At 74.4% G+C, this 17,020-nt stretch carries 16 protein-coding genes, 1 pseudogene and 1 riboswitch; of the genes and pseudogenes, 9 read left to right on the forward strand and 8 right to left on the reverse strand.

What is annotated here, in order from left to right:
• Nucleotides 1–55: 55 nt before the first annotated feature.
• The 4 genes and pseudogenes from pknB to thiO all read right to left on the reverse strand — a co-directional run bounded on the left by pknB (nt 56) and on the right by thiO (nt 4,266).
• Nucleotides 56–1,999, reverse strand: a complete 1,944-nt coding sequence (gene pknB, locus EV284_RS15570; RefSeq protein WP_130334335.1) for a Stk1 family PASTA domain-containing Ser/Thr kinase — start codon at nt 1,997–1,999, stop codon at nt 56–58.
• Between the two features lie 91 nt (nt 2,000–2,090).
• Nucleotides 2,091–2,882, reverse strand: a pseudogene (locus EV284_RS15575) (thiazole synthase); the annotation flags it as partial.
• A gap of 2 nt (nt 2,883–2,884) precedes the next feature.
• Nucleotides 2,885–3,085, reverse strand: coding sequence for a sulfur carrier protein ThiS (thiS, locus tag EV284_RS15580; RefSeq protein WP_130334339.1), 201 nt, complete (start codon nt 3,083–3,085; stop codon nt 2,885–2,887).
• Nucleotides 3,082–4,266, reverse strand: a complete 1,185-nt coding sequence (gene thiO / locus EV284_RS15585) for a glycine oxidase ThiO (RefSeq protein ID WP_130334341.1) — start codon at nt 4,264–4,266, stop codon at nt 3,082–3,084. Before thiO ends, thiS begins: the two co-directional genes overlap by 4 nt.
• A riboswitch (TPP riboswitch) is annotated at nt 4,263–4,375 on the reverse strand. (Overlaps the previous gene by 4 nt.)
• A 53-nt stretch (nt 4,376–4,428) precedes the next feature.
• On the opposite strand from thiO, the gene EV284_RS15590 reads away from it, so the two are divergent.
• From EV284_RS15590 to EV284_RS15615, 6 genes are all read left to right on the forward strand, one after another.
• Nucleotides 4,429–4,779, forward strand: a complete 351-nt coding sequence (locus EV284_RS15590) for a hypothetical protein (RefSeq protein ID WP_130334343.1) — start codon at nt 4,429–4,431, stop codon at nt 4,777–4,779.
• A gap of 32 nt (nt 4,780–4,811) precedes the next feature.
• Nucleotides 4,812–6,044: an FAD-dependent oxidoreductase gene (locus EV284_RS15595; RefSeq protein WP_242625688.1), complete on the forward strand. Its 1,233-nt coding sequence runs from the start codon at nt 4,812–4,814 to the stop codon at nt 6,042–6,044.
• A 66-nt stretch (nt 6,045–6,110) separates the two neighbouring features.
• Nucleotides 6,111–6,476 (forward strand): Rv2175c family DNA-binding protein, encoded by a 366-nt coding sequence (locus EV284_RS15600; protein WP_130334345.1) that lies wholly within the window; start codon nt 6,111–6,113, stop codon nt 6,474–6,476.
• A 94-nt stretch (nt 6,477–6,570) separates the two neighbouring features.
• Nucleotides 6,571–7,218 carry a thiamine phosphate synthase gene (gene thiE, locus EV284_RS15605; protein WP_130334347.1) on the forward strand — a complete coding sequence of 216 codons (648 nt, stop codon included), beginning with the start codon at nt 6,571–6,573 and terminating at the stop codon, nt 7,216–7,218.
• A gap of 97 nt (nt 7,219–7,315) precedes the next feature.
• The gene (gene metF / locus EV284_RS15610) at nt 7,316–8,239 is read left to right on the forward strand and encodes a methylenetetrahydrofolate reductase [NAD(P)H] (RefSeq protein WP_130334349.1); all 924 of its coding nucleotides are present in this window, start codon (nt 7,316–7,318) and stop codon (nt 8,237–8,239) included.
• Between the two features lie 56 nt (nt 8,240–8,295).
• On the forward strand, nt 8,296–9,216 hold the full coding sequence (locus EV284_RS15615; protein ID WP_130334351.1) for a hypothetical protein: 921 nt from the start codon (nt 8,296–8,298) through the stop codon (nt 9,214–9,216).
• Between the two features lie 7 nt (nt 9,217–9,223).
• On the opposite strand, the gene EV284_RS15620 is transcribed toward EV284_RS15615, so the two are convergent.
• The 4 genes from EV284_RS15620 to EV284_RS15635 form a co-directional block, all read right to left on the reverse strand.
• A complete protein-coding gene (locus tag EV284_RS15620) occupies nt 9,224–10,714 on the reverse strand; it encodes an NAD(P)/FAD-dependent oxidoreductase (RefSeq protein WP_130334353.1) in 1,491 nt (496 codons plus the stop codon).
• A 364-nt stretch (nt 10,715–11,078) separates the two neighbouring features.
• The gene (locus EV284_RS15625; protein ID WP_130334355.1) at nt 11,079–11,705 is read right to left on the reverse strand and encodes a TetR/AcrR family transcriptional regulator; all 627 of its coding nucleotides are present in this window, start codon (nt 11,703–11,705) and stop codon (nt 11,079–11,081) included.
• 56 nt (nt 11,706–11,761) lie between these two features.
• On the reverse strand, nt 11,762–13,846 hold the full coding sequence (locus EV284_RS15630) for a YhgE/Pip domain-containing protein (protein ID WP_130334357.1): 2,085 nt from the start codon (nt 13,844–13,846) through the stop codon (nt 11,762–11,764).
• On the reverse strand, nt 13,818–14,600 hold the full coding sequence (locus EV284_RS15635) for an ATP-binding cassette domain-containing protein (protein ID WP_242625689.1): 783 nt from the start codon (nt 14,598–14,600) through the stop codon (nt 13,818–13,820). The genes EV284_RS15630 and EV284_RS15635 overlap by 29 nt, the downstream gene beginning before the upstream one ends.
• Before the next feature lie 197 nt (nt 14,601–14,797).
• Between EV284_RS15635 and EV284_RS15640 the strand changes: the two genes are divergently transcribed.
• The 3 genes from EV284_RS15640 (at nt 14,798) to EV284_RS15650 (ending at nt 16,943) form a co-directional block, all read left to right on the forward strand.
• Nucleotides 14,798–15,301 (forward strand): SAV_6107 family HEPN domain-containing protein, encoded by a 504-nt coding sequence (locus tag EV284_RS15640; protein WP_130334361.1) that lies wholly within the window; start codon nt 14,798–14,800, stop codon nt 15,299–15,301.
• Nucleotides 15,302–15,491: 190 nt separating this feature from the next.
• On the forward strand, nt 15,492–16,280 hold the full coding sequence (locus tag EV284_RS15645) for a methyltransferase (protein WP_130334363.1): 789 nt from the start codon (nt 15,492–15,494) through the stop codon (nt 16,278–16,280).
• Nucleotides 16,281–16,556: 276 nt separating this feature from the next.
• Complete coding sequence (locus EV284_RS15650) at nt 16,557–16,943, forward strand: DUF3040 domain-containing protein (RefSeq protein ID WP_130334365.1); 387 nt, start codon at nt 16,557–16,559, stop codon at nt 16,941–16,943.
• The last annotated feature ends 77 nt before the right edge of the window (nt 16,944–17,020 follow it).

Raw genomic sequence — 17,020 nt, forward strand, 5'->3', positions numbered from 1 at the left:
GTTCAGGGTGTCACGCCGTCCCGCGCGCCCGGACCGGCGGCCGCGGTGAGACCGGTCACCGGATGGTGATCGTGACCTCCGAGCCCTTGGGCGCCTCGTCGCCGCCCGCCACCGACTGCTTCTTCACGGTGTCGCCGAACAGCCCCAGCAGCCCGCGGTCCTCGTGCACCTCGAACCCGGCCGCCTCCAGCTTCCGGTGGGCGTCGTCCACGTTCGACCCGACCACGTCCGGCACCTTCACCATCTCCGGGCCCTTGGACAGCGTCAGCGTCACCGTGTCGCCCTCGGCGCCCCGGGCGCCCGGCTCCGGCGACTGGGAGGCGACCTGGCCCTTGTCGTAGTCGGAGTGGACCCGCTCGGGGGCGATCCTCACCTTGAGACCGACGTCGGTCAGGTCCTGGCGCGCGCTCTCCGCGTCCTCGCCTTTGACGTCCGGGATGTCGACGGGGGCGCCCTTGCTGACGACCAGCGCGATCGCCGAACCGGCGTGCCGCTCGACGCCCGCCTCCGGTGTCGTACGGATCACCGAGCCCCGCCCGACCTCGTCGCTGAACTCCCGGGTGACCATGCCCGGCTCCAGACCGGCCGCCTTCAGCCGCTCCCGCGCCCGCTCCAGCGGCTGCCCCGCCACCCGGGGCACCGAGACGGTGCGCGGGCCCAGCGAGACCGTGAGGCCCACCGAGGCGTGGCCCCGGACGCGGGAGCCGGCCGAGGGGTCGGTGCTGATGACCGTGCCCCGGTCCACCGTGTCGCTGTAGGCGCGCTTCACGCCGCCCACCTCCAGCCCGGCCGCCTTCAGCCGCTGCTCGGCCTGGTCCTGGGTGCGCGACAGCACCGGCGGCACCTTGGTGAACTGGCCCGAGTTGATGTACCAGACGCCGCCGCCGACGCCGAGGACCGCCAGCACCGCGACCAGCAGTGTCACCAGCCCGCGCCGGGGCCGCCGGGACCGTCCGGCTCCGTGCCGGGTGGTGGGCGGGGGCTCGATGTCGGTCGTGTGCAGCACGCTCGTGACGTCGTGGACGTCGTCGCCGTCCCCGTTCACCGGGAGCGGCCGGATCGCCGTCATGGCGCGCGGCAGCACACTCGTCCGGTCGCCCGCGTTGTCGTGGGCGCCCAAGAGGGCTCGCGGGGGCAGCGCGTCGAGCTGCTCCTCGGTGAGCGTGCCGCGCACCCGCAGCACCTCGCCGAGCAGCGCGGCCGCGTCCGCGGGGCGCAGGGCCGGGGTGCGGGCGGTGGCGGCGGCCACCAGCCCGTCCAGCTCCGGAGCCAGGCCCGGCGCGAGCGCCGAGGGCGGGGGCACGTCGTCGTTCAGGTGCTGGTAGATGACCTGGGCGGGGGAGTCCCCGGAGTGCGGCTTGGCGCCGGTCAGCATCTCGTAGAGCACGACACCGCAGGCGTACACGTCCACGCGCGGGTCGGCGGTGCCCTGCTCGATCTGCTCCGGGGCCAGGTAGGAGACGGTGCCGAGGACCGAGCCGGTGGTGCTGGTGACCGTGTCGACCGCGCGCACCAGACCGAAGTCGGCGACCTTGACCCGGCCGTCGTCCCCGATCAGCACGTTCTCCGGCTTCATGTCCCGGTGCACGAACCCGGCCCGGTGCGCGGCGCCCAGCGCGGCGAGCACCGGCTCCACGATGTCCAGGGCCGCCCTCGGCCGCAGCGCGCCCCGCTCGCGCAGCACGTCGCGCAGGGTGCACCCGGCGACGTACTCCATCGCGAGGTAGACGTAACCCCCGTCGGTGCCCTGGTCGAAGACCTGCACCACGTTGGGGTGGGACAGCCGGGCGACCGACTTGGCCTCGCGGATGAACCGGTCCACGAAGGTGCCGTCGGCGGCCAGCGCCGGATGCATCACCTTGAGCGCCAGGACCCGGTCCAGCCGGATGTCCAGGGCCCGGTACACGGTCGCCATCCCGCCGACGGCGATCCGCGCCTCGACGCGATAGCGGCCGTCGAGCACCTGGCCGAGGAGGGGGTCCGAGAGGGTCGTATCCACGCGGGCGAGTCTACGAGGGGTGCGCGGGCCCGGCTCCCGCTGCGCCGTCCGGGTGAGCTGCTGCAGCAGAGCTGTGACCGTTTCGCGAGGTGAAGGCCGGGCGCTCGGGGTCGAGGTCCGCGCGCCCCCGGGCAGGGGAGGACGCCCGCGCGAAATGGCGGCGCGGGATACGCCCCGCCCGCCGGGCCAGGTGCCCGGCGTGCACGGCGTACCGCATGGCGGAGGCCATCGTCTCGGGGTCCTGCGCGCGGGTGACGGCCGAGGCGAGCATCACACCGGCGCACCCCAGCTCCATCGCCAGCGCCACGTCGGAGGCCGTGCCGGCCCCGGCGTCCAGGATCACCGGGACGTGCGACTGCTCCACGATCAGCTCGAAGTTGTGCGGGTTGCGGATGCCGAGCCCGGAGCCGATCGGGGAGCCCAGCGGCATCACGGCCGCGCACCCCACGTCCTGCAGCCTGCGAGCCAGCACCGGGTCGTCGTTGGTGTACGGCAGCACGGTGAAGCCGTCGTCGACCAGCGTCTCGGCCGCGTCCAGCGTCTCCACCGGGTCCGGCAGCAGGGTCCGCTCGTCGGCCACCACCTCCAGCTTCACCAGACCGGTGCCGAGCGCCTCGCGGGCCAGCCGGGCGGTCAGCACCGCCTCCCCGGCGGTGAAGCAGCCCGCGGTGTTGGGCAGGACGCGGATGCCGAGCTTCTCCAGCACCGAGAGCACCGAGCCGTGGGCGCCGGGGTCGACCCGGCGCATGGCCACCGTGGTCAGCTCGGTGCCGGACGCGATCAGCGAGCGCTCCAGCACGTCCAGGCTGGGCGCGCCGCCGGTGCCCATGATCAGCCGGGAGTCCAGGGCCAGATCACCGAGGAGCAGGGGGTCGGTGGTCATGGTCAGCCTCCCTGGACGGCGGTGAGAACCTCGACCCGGTCGCCCTCGGCGAGGCCGGTCTCGGCCCACCGGGTGCGCGGGACCACGGTCTCGTTGACGGCGGCGGCCACCCCGGAGGGCGCCGGGGTGAGGACGCGGACGACGGCGTCCAGGGCGGTGCCGGGCGCCACCTCGCGGCGCTCGCCGTTGACCAGGATGTTCATGCGGAGCGCTCCAGGGTGGGGGAGGGGGCGGCGAAGCGGCGCGGCGAGAACGGGCGCGCCACCTCGGGCAGGCCCGCGCCGCACAGCACGTCGGCCATGACGTCCCCGGTGACGGGGGTGAGCAGCACGCCGTTGCGGTGGTGCCCGGTGGCCAGCAGCAGGCCGGCCAGGCCCGAGGGGCCGAGCAGCGGGGCGTTGTCGGGGGAACCGGGGCGCAGGCCGGCCAGGGTCTCGGTGAGCGGCAGCTCGGTGATGCCGGGCACCAGCTCATGGGCGTCGCGCAGCAGCTCGTACACCCCGCCCGCGGTGACCGTGGTGTCGTACCCCAGCTCCTCGGTGGTCGCGCCGATCACCAGCTCGCCGTTCTCGCGCGGCACCAGGTACACCGGCCCGCCGCGCACCACGGCCCGCACCGTACGGCTGAGGAACGGCCGGTACCGGGGCGGCACGGTCAGCCGCAGCACCTGTCCCTTCACCGGGCGCACCGGCGGTACGAGCGCCTCGGGCACGCCCGGTAGCCGCCCGCTGAGGCTGCCGCCCGCCAGCACCACCTGACCTGCGGCCAGCGAGGTCCCGTCCGCCGTGGTGATCCCGGTGGCCCGGTCCGCGGCGGTGTCGAGCCGCGCGGCCCACGTGCGGTGGAAGGCCACCCCGGCCCGCTCGCAGGCGGCGAGCAGCGCGGCGGCCAGCCGCCTGGGGTCGATCTGGTGGTCGCCGTCGGCCCGCAGTCCGCCCCGCACACCGGGCGCCAGCATCGGTTCCAGCCGGCGGCACTCCCGCCCGGACAGCCACTGGGAGTCCAGTCCGCACCGGAGCTGCAGCTCGTGCACCTCGCGGAGCTGGGCGCGGTCGTCGGTGTCGAAGGCGACGGCCAGCGTGCCCGAGCGGCGGTAGCCGAGGTCGTGGCCGGTGGCCTCGGCCAGCTCGGCGGCGAAACCGGGATAGCGGCGCACGGAGGCCAGGTTCAGGGCGAGCAGCCCCTCCTCGCCGTGGTGCAACTCGGTGACGGCGGCGAGCATCCCGGCCGCGACCCGCGCGGCCCCGCCGCCGGGAACGGGGTCCACCACGGCGGCGGTGAGCCCCCGCCCGGCCGCGCGCCAGGCGGTGACCAGGCCGATGATCCCGCCCCCGACGACGAGGACGTCCGGAGCACCGGGTCGTTCGGACGTATGTGACGGCATGGGCGTCCCGCCCCTCCCTTCGCCGGCATGACCCGGATCAGGTTCGTACGGTCGGAGGCCGCCAGCCTCCCTCTCAGCCCGGTGCGTCCGGGCTCCCGCGAGTGCAGTTACGGTGGCCAGCCTAGCCGCCCGCCCAGTTCACCCGTAAGGGAGCCCTCGCCCATGCCCCGCTCGCTCGACGGACTCACCCTCGCCCCCGTGACCGACCAGGCACCTGGCCAGGTGGGCACCGGGACCCGGTTCGCCTACCACGAGAGCGAGGGGCGGATCTGGGCCGAGTACGCGGGCGGCGACATCGCGCGCGGCCACCTCGTCGGCACCCGCGCCGGGGACCGGCTCGACTTCCGCTACGTGCAGCTCCGGCACGACGGCACCACCGCCTCCGGGCACTGCGTCTCCACCGTGGTCGAACTGCCCGACGGCCGCCTGAGGCTGGAGGAGGAGTGGCAATGGGAATCCGGGCCGGGCGCGGGCACCAGCGTGGTGGAAGAGGTCGGTGCCGCAGCGCACTGACTGACGGAGAGTCAGTGACCTAAGGTGACCGTGTGAGCGAGCAGAGATCTTCGGCGGGCCAGGCACAGGAACGGCGCGTGGTCGTCGTCGGGGCGGGGATGGCCGGGGTGCAGACCGCCGTCGCCCTGCGCGAAGGGGGCTTCGCCGGGCCCGTCACCCTGATCGGCGCCGAGGCGCACCAGCCGTACGACCGGCCCCCGCTGTCCAAGGCCGTCCTGCTGGGCACCGCCGACGGCTCCGCCTTCGACGTGGACTTCGCCTCGCTCGGCATCGATCTCCGGCTGGGCCGCGAGGCGCTCGGCGTCCGCCCCGCCGACCGCGAGGTGGACACCACCGCCGGGCCCGTCCCGTACGACGTGCTGGTCCTCGCCACCGGTGCCGAACCGGTCCGGCTGCCCGGCACGGACCAGGCGCCCGGCGTGCACCTGCTGCGCACCCTGGACGACGCCGAGCGGCTGCGCCCGGTGCTGGCCGCGCAGCACGACGTGGTGGTCGTCGGCGCGGGCTGGATCGGCGCCGAGTTCGCCACCGCCGCCCGGGAGGCGGGCTGCGCGGTGACCGTCGTCGAGGCCGCGGACCGCCCGCTGGCCGGCGCCCTGCCCGCCGAGGTCGCCGCCCCGATGACCGCCTGGTACGCCGACGCCGGAGTCACCCTGCGCACCGGCACCCGGGTGGCGGCCGTCGAGCCCGGCGCGGTCGTGCTGGACGACGGCGCCCGGCTGCCCTCCGGCGCCGTCGTGGTCGGCATCGGAGCCCGCCCCGCCACCGGCTGGCTGGCCGGTTCCGGCATCGCCCTCGGCCCGCACGGCGAGGTGCTGGCCGACGACCGGCTGCGCACCTCCGCCGAGGACGTGTACGCGGTCGGCGACTGCACCTCCTTCCCCTCGGCCCGCTACGCCGAGCGGCTGCTCGTCCACCACTGGGACAACGCCCTGCAGGGCCCCCGTACGGTCGCCGCCGACATCCTGGGCGAGGAGGCGGCGCCCTACGACCCGGTGCCGTACTTCTGGTCCGAGCAGTTCGGGCGGTTCGTGCAGTACGCGGGCCACCACGCGGCCGCCGACCGCACGGTGTGGCGCGGCGACCCGGCCGACCCCGCCTGGACCGTGTGCTGGCTGCGCGAGGGGCGTCTGGTGGCCCTGCTGGCGGTGGGCCGCCCGCGCGACCTGGCCCAGGGCAGACGGCTGATCGAGGCGGGCCGGCTGATGGACGCCGACGCCCTGACGGACCCCGCGCTCCCGCTGAAGCAGGCCGTCACCGGGTAGGCGGGGTGCCCGCGCGCGGAGTGGCCCGACTACCGGCTGCCGGTGGAGGATGGCAGGCTAGGTGTCGTGACCGAGATTGACACCAATACCGACGCTCTTGTCCCCGCCTGGCTCACCCTCCCCGACATCGCCGAACAGCTCGACGTCGAGGTGACGCGTGTACGGCAGCTGGTCAAGGAGGGCCAGCTCATCGCCGTACGCCGCGGTGAGAACCGCGCGCTGCACGTCCCCGCCGCCTTCATCGACGAGGACAAGGTCGTCAAGGGCCTCACCGGCACCCTGACGCTCCTGCGGGACAACGGTTTCACGGACGAAGAGATGATCGAATGGCTCTTCACCCCGGACCCCTCCCTGCCCGGCACCCCCGCCCAGGCCCTCAGTGAGAACCGCGGCACGGAGGTGAAGCGCCGGGCCCAGGCGCTGGCCGTCTGACCCACCGCGCTCCATCGCGCCCCAGGGCGGCGCCCGGCCCGGCGCCGCCCCCACGCAAGCCGACCCGTACACCGAACACCGGGGGACCCACCGCATGCCCGACACCGCCCGCGCCCGCCTCGCCGACGCCCGGCTCTACCTCTGCACGGACGCCCGCCGGGAGCAGGGCGACCTCGCCGAGTTCCTGGACGCGGTCCTGGTCGGCGGTGTCGACATCGTCCAGCTGCGGGACAAGGGCATGGAGGCCGCCGAGGAGCTGGCCCACCTGGAGGTGTTCGCCGACGCCTGCGCACGGCACGGCAAGCTGCTCGCGGTCAACGACCGGGCCGACGTGGCCCACGCGGCCGGAGCCGACGTGCTCCACCTCGGCCAGGGCGACCTCCCGGTGCCCGCGGCCCGCGCGATCCTCGGCGACCGGGTCCTCGTGGGCCGCTCCACCCACTCGGAGGCGGAGGCCGCCGCGGCCGCCGTCCAGGACGGCGTGGACTACTTCTGCACCGGCCCCTGCTGGCCCACCCCCACCAAGCCCGGCCGCCACGCCCCCGGCCTCGGCCTGGTCCGGTACACGGCGGGCCTGAAGACCGAGCGCCCCTGGTTCGCCATCGGCGGCATCGACCGGACCAACCTGGACGAGGTGCTCGACGCGGGCGCCCGCCGGGTGGTCGTGGTCCGCGCGCTCACGGCGGCGGACGATCCGGGTGCGGCGGCGGCCGAGTTCGCCAAGCGGCTGCGGGAGATCTGACCGGGAGCCGTCCCAAGGGGTGGACAAGGGCCCGGCAATTCGGCCAAATCACCGGTGCCCGGTTGGGTCACCGGCCACCCGTGGCTAACCTGCGGGTATGGCCCTCGGAACCGCATCCACCAGGACTGATCGAGCCCGGACCGTCCGGGACATCCTCGCCACCGGCAAGACGGCGTACTCCTTCGAGTTCTACGCGCCGAAGACCCCGCAGGGCGAGCGCAACCTGTGGAACGCGCTGCGCAGGGTCGAGGCCGTCGCGCCCGACTTCGTCTCCGTCACCTACGGCGCGGGTGGCACCACCCGTGCCACCACGGTCAAGGAGACCCAGCAGATCGTCGTCGACACGACGCTCACCCCGGTCGCCCACCTCACCGCCGTCGACCACTCGGTGGCCGAACTCCGCAACATCATCGGCCAGTACGCGGACGCCGGCATCCGCAACATGCTCGCCGTGCGCGGCGACCCGCCGGGCGACCCGATGGGCGACTGGGTCGCGCACCCCGAGGGGCTGACCTACGCGGCCGAACTGGTGCGCCTCATCAAGGAGTCGGGGGACTTCTGCGTGGGCGTCGCCGCCTTCCCGGAGATGCACCCGCGCTCCGCCGACTGGGACACCGACGTCGCCCACTTCGTGGACAAGTGCCGCGCGGGTGCCGACTACGCCATCACGCAGATGTTCTTCCAGCCCGACTCCTACCTCCGGCTGCGCGACCGCGTCGCCGCCGCGGGTTGCGAAACCCCCGTCATTCCGGAGATCCTGCCGGTCACCAGCGTGAAGATGCTGGAACGGCTGCCGAAGCTGAGCAACGCGCTGTTCCCGCCCGAGCTGAAAGAGCGCATCCTCGCGGCGAAGGACGACCCGGCGGCGGTACGCTCCCTGGGGATCGAATTCGCCACGGAGTTCTGCGCCCGGCTGCTCGCCGAGGGGGTGCCCGGACTGCACTTCATCACGTTGAACAACTCCACGGCGACGCTGGAAATCTACGAGAACCTGGGCCTGCACCAACCTCCGCGGGCCTAGACCGGCCGCACCGCGATGCGACACACTGCGTAACGGTCACTGGGAGAGGGGCGTACATGGGCTGGACGGTCCTCTACATCGCGTTCGGCGTCGTCGCGCTGTGGTTGCTCGGCGAAGTGCTGCTGCAGTACAAGGCGCGGCTGCGCTGGCGGCTGCTCGCCTTCAGCGGGTTCCTCGGTGTGGTGGTCGGCGTGCTGATGCCGTCGGTCGTCGTCATCGGGCTGGGCGCCATCGCGTTCGCCGTCGGACAGACCTACGTCACGCTGTCCTTCCGCAAGGGCTTCGCGGCCGGCTGGGCCGTCAAGCGCCCCGACGACGAGGAGGCGGGCCCGGTCACCCGGCGCCGCCGCAATCGCGCCGAGCACCAGGACCCGGTCCTCGGCGACCCCGGCCCGGACGAGTCCGCCGACTCCGGCCGTGACCACCCCGGCCCGGAGACCGCGGCGTACGCCACCGACGGTTACGACCACGACGACGCCTACGACCGCGACGACGTGTTCACCCCGGCCCGCCCCGACCCCACCGCCGCCGAGACCACCTCGGTCTACGAGCCCCAGCCCATGCCCGACGACACCGGCAGCTACGGCGTCTACGGCGACGGCACCCCGGCCCAGCCCCAGCAGACCGACCAGGCGTACGCCTACGGCTACTCCGGCTACGACCAGCAGGGCTACGCCCCGAGCGGCTATGACACCGGCGCCCAGCAGGCGTACCCCGGCTACCCCGACCCCTACGGCCAGGGTTACGAGGGCGGCTACGACAACTCCGGTTACGCGCAGCAGGGTTACCCCCAGCAGAGCTACGGCCAGGACGCATACGGCGGCCAGGGCGAGACCCCGGCGGGCGGGGTGTGGGTACCGCAGCAGCGGACCGACGAGACCTACGGCGGCGAACTCCCGCCGGAGCAGCAGCAGTACCCCTACCAGGGCCAGACCCAGCAGCAGAACACCGGCTACGACGAGCAGTACCGCTACTGACAGCCGCTCACGTCGAGCCCCGGAACTCCGGCCCCTCCACGACGAGTCCGGCCACCATCGCCCCCGACATCCCCGCGTGCGGCAGGCCGCCGCCGGGGTGGGACCAGCCGCCGACCCGGTACAGACCGGGTAGCCGCGTGGAGTTGGCGGGGTGCAGGAGACCGCCCGCGCCCGCGGCCAGTGAGGGGGCGGGTACCGCGCCGTCACGGGCGCCGGTCTCGGCCGAGTTGTGGTCCGGGGTGCGGACCTCGTGCCAGAGCAGGCGGTCGCGCAGATCCGGGACCGCCTCGGCGGCCGCGTCGAGCAGGACCTCCGCGTGGCCCGCGTCCGTGTCCAGGCCGACGGGCAGGGTCGCCCACACCACCGCCGACTCGTGTGCGTCGTCCGGGCGCAGCGCCGGGTCGTCGGGACGCAGCACGGTGACCGTGGGGACGGGGAAGGGATCGCCGCCCGGGTTCGCCAGGAAGTCCAGCTCGGCCTCCGCGTCCGGGGCGTGCACGACCGTGCGGTGCGCTGCCCCCGCCTCACGGGCGCCCCTCAGCGCCAGCAGCAGGGTGAGCCGGGCGGCGCCGCGCGCGCCGGGGCGCACATCGCCGGTGCCGTCCAGGGGGTGGTCCGTCAGGCGGCCCAGCAGGGCCGGGTCCACGTCGGCCACCACATGATCGGCGTCCGCCACCGTGCCGTCGGCCAGCTCGACGCCCGCCGCGCGGCCGTCCTTCACGGTGATCCGGGTGACCTCGGCGCCGAACACGAACTCCACCCGGCGCCGCACACAGCGCTCGTACACGGCGCGGGCCAGCTCGCGGATGCCGCCGCGCACGTACCAGGTGCCGAAGGCGTGCTCCAGGTACGGCAGGACGGCGGCGCTCGCCGGGGCGGTGCGCGGGTCGAGGCCGTGGGCCAGGGCGTGGCCGGTCAGCAGGGCCGTGAGCCGGTCGTCGCGCGTCTCCCAGGCGGCGACCTCGGCGAGGGTGGTGGCCCGGCGGGTGCGCAGCAGGCGCTTGTGCGGGACGGCCGGGTAGGGCTCACGCTCCGCCAGCACCTGCCAGTTGGGCCACAGCGGCTCCTCCAGCAGGGGGCGCCGGGTGCGGTCCCAGGCTTCGCGGGCCCGGACCAGGAAGTCACCCCAGCGCTCACCGACCCCGGCGCCCAGCGCCGCGTCCAGCGCGGAGACGACACCGGCGCGCGAGGCGTTGGGCACGGCGACCCGCGTGCCGTCCGCGAAGAGGTGCCGGGAGGAGGGGTCGACCTGGACCAGCTCGACCAGGTCCTCCAGCGGCTCCTTGCCGGTCTTCAGGAACAGGTCCCGCCAGACCGCGGGCAGCGGCAGCAGACCGGGGCCGGTGTCGAAGGCGAACCCGTCCCGCTCGAAGCGGCGCACCGCCCCGCCGTACGTGTCCGTCCGCTCGTACACCGTCACCCGGTGGCCCGCGACGGCCAGCCGGGCGGCCGCCGCCAGCGCGCCCATCCCGGCGCCGATCACCGCAATCCGTGCCATGACCGCGACTTTACCGACCACCACGGACAGTGCCGGGTCCGGGCCCGAACGCGGGGGCTTGAGTACCCGTACCTAGACGCACAGATGAGTAGCCGAGCGGATGGGCCGGGGACCTGCCGGAGGGGAGAGTGGAGACACGGCCAGGGGGCGCGGCCCGGCACCGCCGACACGGGGCGGCGGAACGGGCCCGCCCGCCGGCCGCTCCTTCCGCCGATCCGTCGGCGGAAGCGAGACACGGGGCCCGTGGCCGTCACGGTCGCGGGGGACCGCGGTGGGAACCGTACGGGGGAGAGCGAGGGCGCCGGACCGGCAGGCACCGCGGTCCGGCGCCCTTCGCGCGCCCCGGGTCCTCCCCGCCCCCGGGTCAGCCCCCGCTGACCCGTCCCTGGAGCAGCCGGGACAGCGCGGAGTGCACGTCGTCCAGCGACCGTTCCGGCTGGAAGGCCTTCCAGTCCAGCGCGGCCACCAGCACCATCCCGACCAGCGCGGCCGCGGTCAGCGGCACGTCGATCTCGTCGCTGAACTCCCCGGCCGCCACGCCCTCGCGCAGCACCCCCTCGACCACCGCCACGGCCTGCTGGCGCACCACCATCAGCGTCGACTGCCAGGCCCGGTTGGTACGCCACAGCTCGGCCACGTAGAGCTGGGTGAAGGCCGGGTAGCGGTCGATGAAGACCAGGCCCGCGCGGACCATCGCGTCCAGCGCGTCCACCCCGCCGCCGCCCTCGCCCGCGGTCCGCTCGGCGGCCTCCCGCAGCGAGGCGGTGAGCAGGCCCACGCCGTGCCGCAGCAACTCCTCGAAGAGGACCGACTTGCTGGCGAAGTTGTAGTAGACGGTGCCCTTCGCCACCCCGGCGCGCTCGGCGATCTCGTCCACCGTGGTCGCGGAGAACCCCTGCTCGGCGATGAGGGTGACGGCCGCCTCGTAGAGCTTCTGCCGGGTGGCCTCGCGGCGCGTGCCGCCGGCGGGCCGGGCGCTGGTGCTTTCCATGGACCCGATTCTCACAGGTGCGCCGGGCGGACGGGCCGCCTGTGCCGGCCCGGCGCTCACAGGCTCAGCTCCGGGTGCAGCCGCTGCAGCGTCCACACCTGGCGGCGCCGGGCGGTGAGCGCGGTCAGCGCCAGGGCGCCCGCGGTGAACGCCGTCAGCACCACGCACGCCTGCCACACCGGGCCGAGCCCCCCGCCGGTGATCAGCCGGCGCAGCGCCGAGACCACGTAACTCATCGGCAGGAAGGGGTGGATGGCGTTGAAGAAGCCCGGACTGGTCTGCACCGGGTACGTGCCGCCCGCCGAGGTGAGCTGGAGCATCAGCAGCGCCAGCACGAGGATGCGGCCGGCGGCGCCGAAGCGGGCGTTGAGCCACTGCACGATCGCCGTGAAACACGCCGTGACCAGGAACAGGAACAGGGTCGTCCCGGCCGCCCGGGCCATCTCCAGACCGATACCGAAGTGCAGGACGGACATCAGCGCGGCCGTCTGGAGCACCCCCACCGCCAGCACCGGCAGCCAGCCCGCCAGCGCGATCCGCCAGGACGGGGCGCCGGCCGCCAGGGCACGCCTGTTGAGCGGTGGGATCAGCATGTAGGCGACCATCGCGCCGACCCACAGGGAGAGCGGGATGAAGTACGGGGCGAAGCCGGTGCCGTAGTTGGGCGCGTGGTGCAGGTCGGCGGAGGAGAGCCGGACCGGGTCGGCCATCACGCCGGTGCGCTGGTCGCGGGTGCGCTCGTCGTAGTCGGGGATCTTCCCGGCGCCCTCGTGCAGACCGTCCGCCAGCCGCTCGGAGCCGTCCACCAGCTTGTACAGGCCGCTGTCCAGCGCCTTGGCGCCCGACTCGGCGGTGCCGATGCCCCGGTGCAGGGTGGCCGCGCCGGACCGGGCGGTGCCGAGGCCGGTGTGCAGCTTCTTCGCCCCGGCGGCGACGGCGTTCGCGCCCGCGTTCAGCTTGTCGATCCGGGCGACCGCGTCCGCGACGTCCTGGTGCAGGTGCGGGGCGCGCTCGGCGAGGGCGTCGGCCTGGGCGCGCAGGGTGGTCAGGTTCTTGCGCATGACCGTCAGATCACCGCCCTGCGCGGCGACGACCTTGTTCAGGTCGTCGGCCACGTCGGCCACGTCGTCCGCCGCCCGCTGGGCCTTCGCCAGGTCCGGGCAGGCGGGATCGGGCACGGGCGGCGTCTCGCAGCGGGCCCTGTGCACCTGGTCCAGCGCGGTGGCGGAGGCGTGGGCCGTCCTCGCGGCGCCGGGAGCGAGCCGGACCAGGGTGTCGAGGTTGTCCTGCACCGTGCGGGCCGAGTCGGAGACCAGGCGGGCGGTGGCGCCGATCGTCTTCCCGTTCTTCCGCAGGAAGGGGCCGGCCTTCGCGTACGCCCCGTCGACCTTGTCCGCCAGGGTCTGGGTGCCGGCCGCGACCTGCCGGGAACCGTCCTCCAGGTCGCCCGCGCCCTTGTCGAGCCGGGTCAGGCCCTTGGCGAGCCTGCCGCTGCCGCTGTCGGCCTCCTTCAGGCCGTCCGCGAGCTTCCGGGCGCCCTTCTCCGCCTTGCCCAGGCCGGTCCTCAGTCTGTCGGCGCCCTCGGCGGCGGTCTCGGTCTTGTCGTGCAGGGTGGAGAAGTTGATGAAGATCCGGTCCAGGAAGGTCCGGGAGGTCTTGGTGGACGCGGCCGAGCGGACCTCGGCGAACACGGTCCGCGAGATCTGGCCGACGATGTAGTTGTTCGCGTCGTTGGTGCGCACCTGGAGCGCGCCGGTCTCCGGGGAGTCACCCGAACTGGAGGCGACGCGGCGGCTGAAGTCGGCCGGGAGGGTCAGCGAGAGGTAGTAGGTGCCGTCCTCCGTGCCCCGGCGGGCCTCGGCCGCGTCGACCTCGTGCCACTCGAAGGTCCGCCGCTCGCGCAGACCCTTGACGATGTCCGCACCGGCGTGGATCTTCTTGCCGCCCGCCGTCGCGCCCCGGTCCTCGTTGACGAGGGCCACGGGTACGCGGTCCAGGCGGCCGTACGGGTCCCAGAACGACCACAGGTACAGGGCGCCGTAGAGGAGGGGCAGCACCAGCAGCGCGACCAGCGCGGCGCGGGGCAGCCGGCCCCGGCCGAACCGGCGCAGCTCAAGCGCGGCCAGCTTCGGTGAGCGCATCGGCGTCCTCCTCTCGGGGAGCGTCCTCGGTGTCTTCGGCCGGCCGGTCTTCGGCGGGTCCGGCCCCGGCGGGCTCCGTGGAGACCGTGACGCAGCCCTCCGGGGCGGTGCGGCACACGGCCAGGACCGTCGTCCCCGCGTCGGCCAGGGAGCGCAACAGGTCCCACACCTCGGCGCGTTCGTCCGCCGAGAGCTTCAGCTCCACGTCGTCCACCGCGAGCAGCCGGGGTCCGCCGATCAGCGCCAGCGCCACGGACAGCCGCAGCACCTCCAGCCGTTCCAGATCCCGTACGGCCGTCCGCGAGCCCTTCGGCAGTGCGTCCAGGTCGAGCCCGGCGGCGGCCAGCGCCGCGTCCGCGCGGAGCCGGGCCTCGTGGGCGCGCTGCGGACGCGGATGCAGCGCCTCGCGCAGCGAGTCGCCGAACCGGCGTTGCAGCAGGGCCCGTTCACGCAGGTGCTCGCCCACGGTCAGCGCGGGCTCCAGGTCGGTCACCCCGGCGACATTGGCCACCGCGCTGAACCGGCGTACCGCCCCCATGCGCCGGGGGAGGGGCAGGCCGCCGACGGCCGCCTGCCCCTTGCTCGGCTTCATCCGCCCGGTGAGCGCCAGCAGCAGACACGTACGGCCGGAGCCGGACGGTCCCTCCACGGCGATCAGCGAACCCGGCCCGGCCTCGAAGCCGATGTCCTCGAAGGCCCACCCCCGTGGCCCCTTGAGCCCGAACCCCGCGGCCGTGACGTCCACGCCGTGCACAAGCCCCCGCCTCTCCCCGGTACCGCTTTTGAACTGACTGGTCAGTTCAAAAGTATGCCCGAACAGGCGTGCGTGACAAAGCCCGGATGCCCCACAGGTGTTCCCCGATACCCCCGATTTCAGCCCCAGTTGGGGTGAAACCGCAGGTCGGAACGGATTGTCAGTGGCATACCGCACGATGTGGGCATACGGCATCCATGCCGTCACCGGACGACAGGAGGTTCGTCATGACCAGCTCGTCATCGGCCACCGCCCCGAGCGACGTCCACCCCGTGCTCCGCCGGTCCACGGCACCGCCCGCCGCCGTCGCCCTGCTCGGCCAGGCGCACACCGCGCTGGACGAGGCCGCCGCCATGGAGACCCCGAACGAGCGGTACGCCCTGGCCCACCTCGCCGCCCTCCGCGCGGCCGCCGCCGTCCTCGCCGTCCGGGGGCGCCCCGAGACCACCGCGCGCCGCCGGAGCCGTATCCGCGCCGCCTGGGAGGTGCTGCCCGAGCTGGCACCGGAGCTGGCCGAGTGGAGCGCCCTGTTCGCCTCCGGCGCCGACCGCCGCGCCCGCGCCGAGGCCGGCATCCGGGGCGCGGCCGGCCCCCGCGACGCGGACGACCTGATACGCGACGCGGGCATGTTCCTGCGCCTGATCGAGCGGATGCTCGCCCTCCAGCCGGTGCTGCCCCGGACCGGCCCGGAGGCCCTCTGACCCGGCGTTCTCGTCCAGTGGGCGAGACGCGGACCACCGCACCCGGCCGGGGTGACCGGGTGCGGCGGGCGAGGCCATAGGGTGGAGGCGCCTTATGTCTCCACCTGCCGCGCACCTCCCCGTGACCGGCCGGGGAGGCCCCCATCGCGCCGCCGGGCAACGGGCGGTGCCGTGCCGAGGAGCAACAGCCGTGCCGGACCCGACGCGCCCCCGCGCCTCTCTCCGTACCGCCGTGGTGTGGGACGTCCTCCAGGACGCCCTCGACCGCCGGGTCAAGGCCACGGGGCGGGACTCGCTGGACGTGCTCGACACCGGCGGCGGCAGCGGCAACTTCGCCGTGCCCGTCGCCCGGCTCGGCCACCGCGTCACCGTCGTCGACCCCAGCCCCAACGCCCTCTTCGCCCTGGAGCGCCGGGCCGCCGAGGCGGGGGTGGCCGACCGGGTCCGGGGCGTCCAGGGCGACGCCCACGGCCTCTTCGAGGTGGTCGAGCGCGGCGGCTACGACGCGGTGCTCTGCCACGGCGTCCTGGAGTACGTGGACGACCCCGCCGAGGGCATCGGCAACGCGGTGGCCGCGCTGCGCCCCGAGGGCGTGCTCAGCCTGCTCGCGGCCGGCCTCGGCGGCGCCGTGCTGGCCCGCGCCCTCGCCGGGCACTTCACCGAGGCCCGCCAGGCCCTCACCGACCCGGACGGCCGCTGGGGCGAGGGCGACCCGGTGCCGCACCGCTTCACCCCCGGGCAGCTCACCGCCCTGGTCGAGGGCGCGGGCCTGCGGGTCGGCGCCGTGCACGGCGTGCGCGTCTTCGCCGACCTGGTGCCCGGCGTCCTGGTGGACACCGAGCCGGGCGCGCTGGACGCCCTGCTGCGGCTGGAGGCCGCCGTGGCGGAGCTGCCCGCCTTCCACTCCGTGGCCACCCAGGTCCATGTGCTCGGTGAGACGGGCCGGACCGGAGCGCCGGCCGAAGGCGCCGGGGACTGAACCCGCCCCGTGGGACACGGCGCTGATCAGGGGCGCGACGGCGGATGGAGTACGCCACAAGCCCCCCGATCGAGGGGTTTGCGCCGTATGATCGAGGTACACCGGCCGGCATGACGGGTCGGCCGCCGGGGAATGACAGCCTCAGCGGGCCTGGACGCTCTGACGTCCCGGTTGGCCAGATGGCGCAGAGGGGCGGGTTTCACGGGGGCGATTCCCTGCCTATCCTGAAAGGACCCCCCAGAGTCGCCCCGGCGACTGCACGATGAGGAGGACTCCGTGCCGCTCTCGGAGCACGAGCAGCGCATGCTCGAGCAGATGGAGCGAGCGCTGTACGCCGAAGATCCCAAGTTCGCGTCGGCGCTTGAGGGAAACGGGCTGCGGACCTACACCCGGCGCCGGGTCTATCAGGCGGTCGCGGGCTTCCTCGTCGGTATCGCGCTCCTCATGGCCGGTATGGTCGCCCAGTTGATCTGGATCAGTGTCGTCGGCTTCCTCGTGATGCTCGGCTGTGCCGTGCTCGCCGTCACCGGATGGCGCAAGGCACCCAAGCCGGGTGAAACGCCCAGGGGCCACACCGGGCGCCGCCCGGTCCGGCGGAAACGTACCGTCATGGAACGCATCGAGGACCGCTGGCAGCGCCGCCGGGACGAACAGGGCCACTGAGCCGCCCGCGGACTCCCGAGGTCTCAGACGAGGGGGTGACCACCGATCCCGGTGGTCACCCCCTCGTACGTGTCCGG

The sequence above is a fragment of the Streptomyces sp. BK022 genome (assembly GCF_004217355.1).
Taxonomy (GTDB): domain Bacteria; phylum Actinomycetota; class Actinomycetes; order Streptomycetales; family Streptomycetaceae; genus Streptomyces; species Streptomyces griseoluteus.

What these genes read in the sequence shown, in the direction of transcription:
- thiS (WP_130334339.1), bottom strand. Translation starts at nt 3,085, where the DNA reads ATGAACATCCTGGTCAACGGCGAGCGCCGCGAGGTGGCGCCCGGCACC.
- thiO (WP_130334341.1), bottom strand. Translation starts at nt 4,266, where the DNA reads ATGCCGTCACATACGTCCGAACGACCCGGTGCTCCGGACGTCCTCGTC.
- EV284_RS15590 (WP_130334343.1), top strand. Translation starts at nt 4,429, where the DNA reads ATGCCCCGCTCGCTCGACGGACTCACCCTCGCCCCCGTGACCGACCAG.
- thiE (WP_130334347.1), top strand. Translation starts at nt 6,571, where the DNA reads ATGCCCGACACCGCCCGCGCCCGCCTCGCCGACGCCCGGCTCTACCTC.
- metF (WP_130334349.1), top strand. Translation starts at nt 7,316, where the DNA reads ATGGCCCTCGGAACCGCATCCACCAGGACTGATCGAGCCCGGACCGTC.
- EV284_RS15615 (WP_130334351.1), top strand. Translation starts at nt 8,296, where the DNA reads ATGGGCTGGACGGTCCTCTACATCGCGTTCGGCGTCGTCGCGCTGTGG.
- EV284_RS15620 (WP_130334353.1), bottom strand. Translation starts at nt 10,714, where the DNA reads ATGGCACGGATTGCGGTGATCGGCGCCGGGATGGGCGCGCTGGCGGCG.
- EV284_RS15625 (WP_130334355.1), bottom strand. Translation starts at nt 11,705, where the DNA reads ATGGAAAGCACCAGCGCCCGGCCCGCCGGCGGCACGCGCCGCGAGGCC.
- EV284_RS15630 (WP_130334357.1), bottom strand. Translation starts at nt 13,846, where the DNA reads ATGCGCTCACCGAAGCTGGCCGCGCTTGAGCTGCGCCGGTTCGGCCGG.
- EV284_RS15640 (WP_130334361.1), top strand. Translation starts at nt 14,798, where the DNA reads ATGCCGTCACCGGACGACAGGAGGTTCGTCATGACCAGCTCGTCATCG.